The organism is uncultured Christiangramia sp., assembly GCF_913046405.1.
GTDB classification, from domain to species: Bacteria; Bacteroidota; Bacteroidia; order Flavobacteriales; family Flavobacteriaceae; genus Christiangramia; species Christiangramia marina.
Genome location: NZ_CAJWRQ010000135.1, coordinates 1 through 5,904, shown reverse-complemented (window position 1 = coordinate 5,904; position 5,904 = coordinate 1). Strand labels below are relative to the sequence as shown.

The 5,904-nt window shown below is 41.3% G+C and carries 7 protein-coding genes; all 7 read right to left on the bottom strand.

The window, feature by feature from the left end:
• Positions 1-217: hypothetical protein (locus tag QZ620_RS13170; protein ID WP_295182484.1), on the bottom strand; the 217-nt coding region annotated here is incomplete at its 3' end.
• 3 nt (positions 218-220) lie between these two features.
• Complete coding sequence (locus QZ620_RS13165; RefSeq protein WP_295182481.1) at positions 221-1,015, bottom strand: polysaccharide biosynthesis/export family protein; 795 nt, start codon at positions 1,013-1,015, stop codon at positions 221-223.
• Between the two features lie 78 nt (positions 1,016-1,093).
• Positions 1,094-2,212 (bottom strand): YjbH domain-containing protein, encoded by a 1,119-nt coding sequence (locus QZ620_RS13160; RefSeq protein ID WP_295182478.1) that lies wholly within the window; start codon positions 2,210-2,212, stop codon positions 1,094-1,096.
• Positions 2,205-2,918, bottom strand: a complete 714-nt coding sequence (locus QZ620_RS13155) for a YjbH domain-containing protein (RefSeq protein WP_295182476.1) — start codon at positions 2,916-2,918, stop codon at positions 2,205-2,207. Before QZ620_RS13155 ends, QZ620_RS13160 begins: the two co-directional genes overlap by 8 nt.
• Positions 2,919-3,053: 135 nt before the next feature.
• On the bottom strand, positions 3,054-4,103 hold the full coding sequence (locus QZ620_RS13150) for a hypothetical protein (RefSeq protein ID WP_295182475.1): 1,050 nt from the start codon (positions 4,101-4,103) through the stop codon (positions 3,054-3,056).
• A 48-nt stretch (positions 4,104-4,151) separates the two neighbouring features.
• A complete protein-coding gene (locus QZ620_RS13145) occupies positions 4,152-5,339 on the bottom strand; it encodes a glycosyltransferase family 4 protein (protein ID WP_295182473.1) in 1,188 nt (395 codons plus the stop codon).
• Between the two features lie 149 nt (positions 5,340-5,488).
• Positions 5,489-5,904, bottom strand: a 416-nt coding sequence (locus tag QZ620_RS13140) for a glycosyltransferase (RefSeq protein ID WP_295182471.1), incomplete at its 5' end; no start/stop codon positions are given.

The window sequence follows — 5,904 nt, the reverse complement described above, 5'->3', positions numbered from 1 at the left end:
CAGAAGAAGGACCTTTACTATCCTCATCCTTGATAATGATACTCGCTGTGGTGTTGTAACTGGCGGTAGTAAATTTGAGATAAGTAAAAGCCAGGGCCAGGCAGGCGATGACCGCAAGAACAAACCATGGCCAGTATCTCAGATACTTTTCAAGCTCCTCTCTTAAATTGATCTCTTCCTCCTGAGGCCTTTGGGTATATTGGGTCGTTTGTGACATTGTCTAGTTTGTTATAAGGACCGCGAGTGAAATAAGTACAGACGCGATGGAAATATATACTCCTGCATTTCTATTGTAGCTGGCGCTTTGAAGCTGTGCTCCGTTTGGCTCTACATAAACCACATCATTTTGCTGAAGGGTATAAAACGGAGAATCCACAATTTCAGGATTGGTTAGATCAAGGTATCCGTAGGTTTTCTTACCTCCATCTTCCCGCATGACCAGTACGTTTTTTCTTTTTCCGTAGATACTCAGATCTCCGGCTAGTCCCAGCGCTTTTGACAGGGTAAGATATTCATCCCGAACATCAAAAGTTCCCGGACGGTTCACTTCACCCAGAACACTCACCTGGAAATTTACGAGTCGAATGTTTACTATTGGATCCTGTACATATTCGCTGATGGAATCCTTTAATTTATGCTGAAGCTCCTGCCGGGTAAGCCCGGCCACGTTAACTGTTCCCAATACCGGAAACTCAATATTACCTTCACCATCTATAAGATAGGTTTGTAATTGTTGTCTTCCGGTCACCATCAATCCATTGGTCATTCCCTGCTCCGGCATTCCCATTACCGGAAGGTTGAAAGGCATAGCCGCAGCCTGCTCGGGAGCAGAAACGACCACGGTTAAAAGATCATTGGATTTTAATTTCAGACTTTTATCGATGTTCTCTTCCAGTCGCTCTCCAGCCTGTTCCAATCCCTGGAAGTATACTATTTCCTTTCTGGAAACACAGGATGACAGCAATAACAGGCAGGTAAAAATCTGAATGAATTTAAAGATCTGGGGATACTTCATAGGTTCAAAACTTTGTCGCGAATATACTATTCTTTAATTTTTCTTTCACAATTATTTAACATCAGACTGGATGTTCACTTACCTTAACTCTCCAAGGAAACGCACCCAATCCTGGTGATAATTCCGTAAGACATTGGACAGTCTGGGCATTCCAATTCTGTATGATGCTGCAACCGGTTGTTCATTGTTGTAGGTATACTCATACCTGTATTCTTCAGTGGTTCTTAACTCCAATTTCTTTCCGCGGAGAATAGAGCCAGGAAATAAACTGAATGCAAACTGGAAACCTCCGGTAGTTCCAATATCTGTTCTTGAGGCATACAATCCTATCTCTGCCTGAGCAAATTGTTTGATAAGATCCAGCCGTACTCCTTTATCCTCATAAAGAAACTGTCCCGCACTTAGTTTTATGCTGGTATTCTGAATGCCTGTTCGCCACTCGGTGTCGGCTACCAGGTATAGTTCATTCATAGGAGTACTATATTTCTCAAACCCATTAAGCCAGTAAAACCCGGTTAATCCAGCACCAAGGCCAAAACTCCAGTTCGATCTTAGATTTGCATACCGATATTCGAGATCCAGACCGTAGCGGTCGTTATAAAAACTACCAGCACTGGCGGCTATAAAATGATCATTCCACGGCTGATTGAAGTAATGCAGCATTGTGGGAGCAGCTCTTAATTTCATCCCCTGGTTATCATAATTGTTATTCACTGGAATGCTAAGTCCGGTTTGCAGACTAAGACCTCTGGCAACATAGATCCTAGTGTCTACTATGATATTGAATTTTGTCTGGAAAGGATCTGTATAAAAACCAAAGCGGGTCGCCAATCTTGGCTGAATACGGAACTGCCAGCGATAATTTTTAAATGGCTTATTAGCTTCTTGATAAAAACTACGTAGTTCTTGATCGACTTCCAGAATTTGAAAGTCTTCGGAATAACCGGCCACCAGATTATTATGATGCAGCGGGATATACTGAAGTGTCTCTTCGGAAGCTTTAATTTGCTGAGCCTGGATCAGGGAGAAACCAGGGTTTCTATAAATGCGATTTTCAAAGATCAATTGCTCACCTTCTACGGAAGCATACAGCAAAACATTTTCAAAACCAGACTGTCGCAGACTATCCTGAAGTTGCTGAGAGGAGGCTTCCGTAGCAAAAACTAACAGCACGAAAAAGAACAGGATCCTATTCATTAGTCCTAAGCTTTTGCGGTAACAAATCCAGTTTAAAATTTACAGCAGCAGAATAGCTGAATTCTTTTAGTTCATAGCTTGTTAGTTGTAAGCTTAACCACTTTAAAGGAGTTACAAATAAACCGGCATTTATAGTATTAGAGTCGTGCTCGAGCATAAGTCCGCTCCAGGTCACCGGTTTATATATAATAGACCCAAAAAAACCAGATAAATAATTAGTATCCAAGAAATCTGATTTTTTTTCCAGGAAAACATCGAAGTAACTGTCTGACTCATTTTCTCTACGGAAGACATAAGTAGAACCGTAACCGGCAGAGATTTGCAGATCACCCAGGGAATGACCGAAGTTTTTGGTTAATACAATATAATCGTGAGATAGATAGGGAGCAGCAGATCCCGGTGGTGTAATTCCGATCACCACAGCCGGAAGCCATTCCTTTTCCTTGAGTAACCTGAATCTAAGATCGAATTGACGATCTCCAATTCCCAGCCTGTTTTGCTCGGCTTTTTCTCTTCTATAGGCAATGCTCAGGTTCGCGGCCAGGAAGCTGGTGAAATTTAGCCTTGCGTTATAAAAATATACATCGTCCCCAATTTCCCGTGTAAACATACTGTATTCGCCAGGCAACCTGGACAAAGAAAAACCAAGTGGTTGTTCCTCCAGCCACATGGCGGTTGGAGTACTTACAGCCCCTGATTTTCCCATGATGTTTACCTGGGAAAGGACTGAAGTTGTAAACAGCAATAATAAAAGACGTAAAACCGGCAATAGGTACTTATAAAAACTGCCCTTTACAAGCCTTGGATTGTATAAGGGCAGTTATAAATTATTCAGTTGAGATTAGTTCCCACCTCCCTGGTTATGGCAGGTATTCAGGGCCGCATTCAATACGGTTAAAGCTCTGGTTCTAATCTGTTCGAAATTACCATTTGCAGTATTTTCAAGACTTAGGATCTGGGCAGTGATTCTCGCCAGGTTCTCAGTTAATCTTTGAGCTACCAGATTATTCGCAGCAGCATTCCATGTTGAAACGTCTGACTTTCCTTTGATCAAATACAGGACTGCATAGTTTCTAAGTGCAGCAGCGCGAGCATCATCATCTGTAGCCTGAGCATAAGCTAAAAGCGCTTTGGAGGCAGTCGCAATCTCAGCAAGATAGGTAGCCGTTGCTTCAGAAATGTTGGTCTCTGCAGATTCCTTCAATGTATTTGCATTCGACACCTTGTCATTTTCGTAATTGGTAATCTCCTCCAGTTGCTCTGCCAGGGTAGCTGATGGCTCTTCCAGGGCAGCATCGAAAGCATCGTTTGCCGCGTCATAGCAGGGTCCTTCCTGGAAAGCTTCACTAAACTCATTTTTAGAATCAAGATCGATTCCAGTTCTGGACTGGGCAGCAGCAGTATCGAAATCTGCACTAAAGTTGATCGTTGGTAAAAGTGCCAGTACATCTGCCGGGGCATTTTCAAGTGCGGTTGCGGCAACCGCAAGATCACCATCCAGAGAGCTCATAGCCAGGATTTCGTCGATTTTTGCATCGGTCAAGTTCGCTGCTTCATCCTGAACTCCGGCTGGCAAGGTAGCCGCAAAATTATCTGCCGTGTTAAAATTAGCCTGGGTTTCAGCGCTCAGCTCTCCACCTGCTTCCAGGTCGCTTAGAACAGCAGCGGTTGCTGCCGACTGCTCCACACCTCCAAGATCTACTTCTTCTAGTGTGATCTCGTCAATGTTTAATTCTGGCATTTCGCCTATATCTTCGAATTGTTCATCAAATTCGAATTCTTCAGGGGTGTTGTCGTCGTCGTTGCTACAGTTGGTTAATAGTAGACCTGCGAAGGCAATACTCATATAAAGTGCCGGTCGCTTAAGGGAGTTGGTAAAAGTAGATTTCATAAGATTGATTTAAATATGGATTGAAGTATAGAATATTGGATTTTTAAATTAAAATATGGACGCAATTCTAAGCACTCTGCGGAATTTCACGCGCACCCCATTAGGTCGTAGTTGTACATGGTCCTTATAATAAGCGGCTCGTTTCCTCAGGATCTCAAAGACCAGGGCGAAAAAGATCAATCCCACAACACTCAGGCCAAGCAAAATTGCACTATTAAAGAAAGGGCCTGCAATCACATAAGCCGCGACCACGCAAATATTTAAAAAGCCAAGACCAAAACTTGCCTGTTTATGGTTTAGTTGATTATCTACCATCACATGATGCAAATGATTACGATCTGCCTCAAACGGACTTTTCCCATTTTTGAGTCGTATCAACATCACCCGTATGGTATCGAATACCGGCAGAAAAAGTACCGAAAGCAGGAAAAGAGGTCTGTTCTCCGGCATAAATCCTTCCGCCATCATTTCAGGAGAATGTTTCATGACCAGGATCTTCAGGCTTAAAAAAGCAATGATAAAACCTATGGTTAAGGAGCCACCATCACCCATAAAGATTTTGCGCCTATTATTGGAAAAATTAAAACGTAGGAAAGCTGCAAGGATTCCTACAACGCTTATACTTATTAAAACATAGTAGGGTTCGCGTACGACGAAGAATACAAACGCAAAAACACTGCAAATCACGATCCCTGCAATACTGGCCAGACCATCGATCCCATCGATTAAATTATAAGCATTGATCAAAGCCACAACAATTACCAGCTTAATTAAATACCCCAGGGCAAGCGGAATGGCGCCTATACCCAGAAAACCGTTTAAATTTTCCAGGTGTAACTCCGGAGAAAAGATGATAAAGCCTGCTGCAAATACCTGGCTTACCAGCTTCAATTTTGCCGTAGAAATTACCAGGTCATCCTTTAAACCCGCCATAAACAGCAAGGTAAGCCCGATGATCAGGTGATTACCTGTAAAAGAAGTTCTTAAACTTTGTAACAAACAAATAATTAAGATCAGCACCACAAAAAAGGCTACCCCACCAAAGGCGGGTACTTTTAAAGAGTGAGAACTACGATGATTAATCTCAGTTACAAGATTCTTTTCCTGGCTCACCCACAGCACTTTAGGAATAAAATACCAGGTAAGTGCAAAGGCCAGCAAAAAGGTTACTGCGGTAAAAAAACCGAAATTACTCCGGAATAGATCCAGCAGTATCTGGTGATCTAGGATGTTCATATTGATTGGATTTCAAGTTCAATAATAAGTAACCTGAATCTTGTAGGGAGATTTTGGTTTTTGGTCGATTAATTCGAATACAAAGTTAACAAAGTTTTCACAATGAAGTGAGAGATTTATAATTTTAATTAAAGTTTACACAGATCGTTTTAACACTTAGGAACCATAGTTCTAATAGCCGATTTAATTGAAAATGTAGATTTCAGCAATTCGTAGGACTTCGTACTCAATTCTTTTCTTAACTCTGCATCCTCTATTAATTTGATTGCGTTTTGTGCAAATATTTGATCCTCTCCATTAATAGAGATCATTCCTGCATGGAAATTATTGATTATTTCTTTTACGTCATTATCAGTATTAACACTTCCCAAAATTGGAAGCCCTTGAGCCATATACCCTAGTAATTTCCCAGGAAAATTATGAGTAGAATGATCTTTATGTAAACTAAATAATCCAATATCAAATTCACTAAGCATTTTTCTATAAGCCTCTTGGTCCACTGGATCTAATAGGGTTAAATTAGTTAGATTATTTTTCAAAATCGCAGATTTGATTAAGTCTACTT

Bases quoted from the DNA above. Each gene is read 5' to 3' on its own strand.
- QZ620_RS13165 (WP_295182481.1), bottom strand. From the start codon at position 1,015: ATGAAGTATCCCCAGATCTTTAAATTCATTCAGATTTTTACCTGCCTG.
- QZ620_RS13160 (WP_295182478.1), bottom strand. From the start codon at position 2,212: ATGAATAGGATCCTGTTCTTTTTCGTGCTGTTAGTTTTTGCTACGGAA.
- QZ620_RS13155 (WP_295182476.1), bottom strand. From the start codon at position 2,918: ATGGGAAAATCAGGGGCTGTAAGTACTCCAACCGCCATGTGGCTGGAG.
- QZ620_RS13150 (WP_295182475.1), bottom strand. From the start codon at position 4,103: ATGAAATCTACTTTTACCAACTCCCTTAAGCGACCGGCACTTTATATG.
- QZ620_RS13145 (WP_295182473.1), bottom strand. From the start codon at position 5,339: ATGAACATCCTAGATCACCAGATACTGCTGGATCTATTCCGGAGTAAT.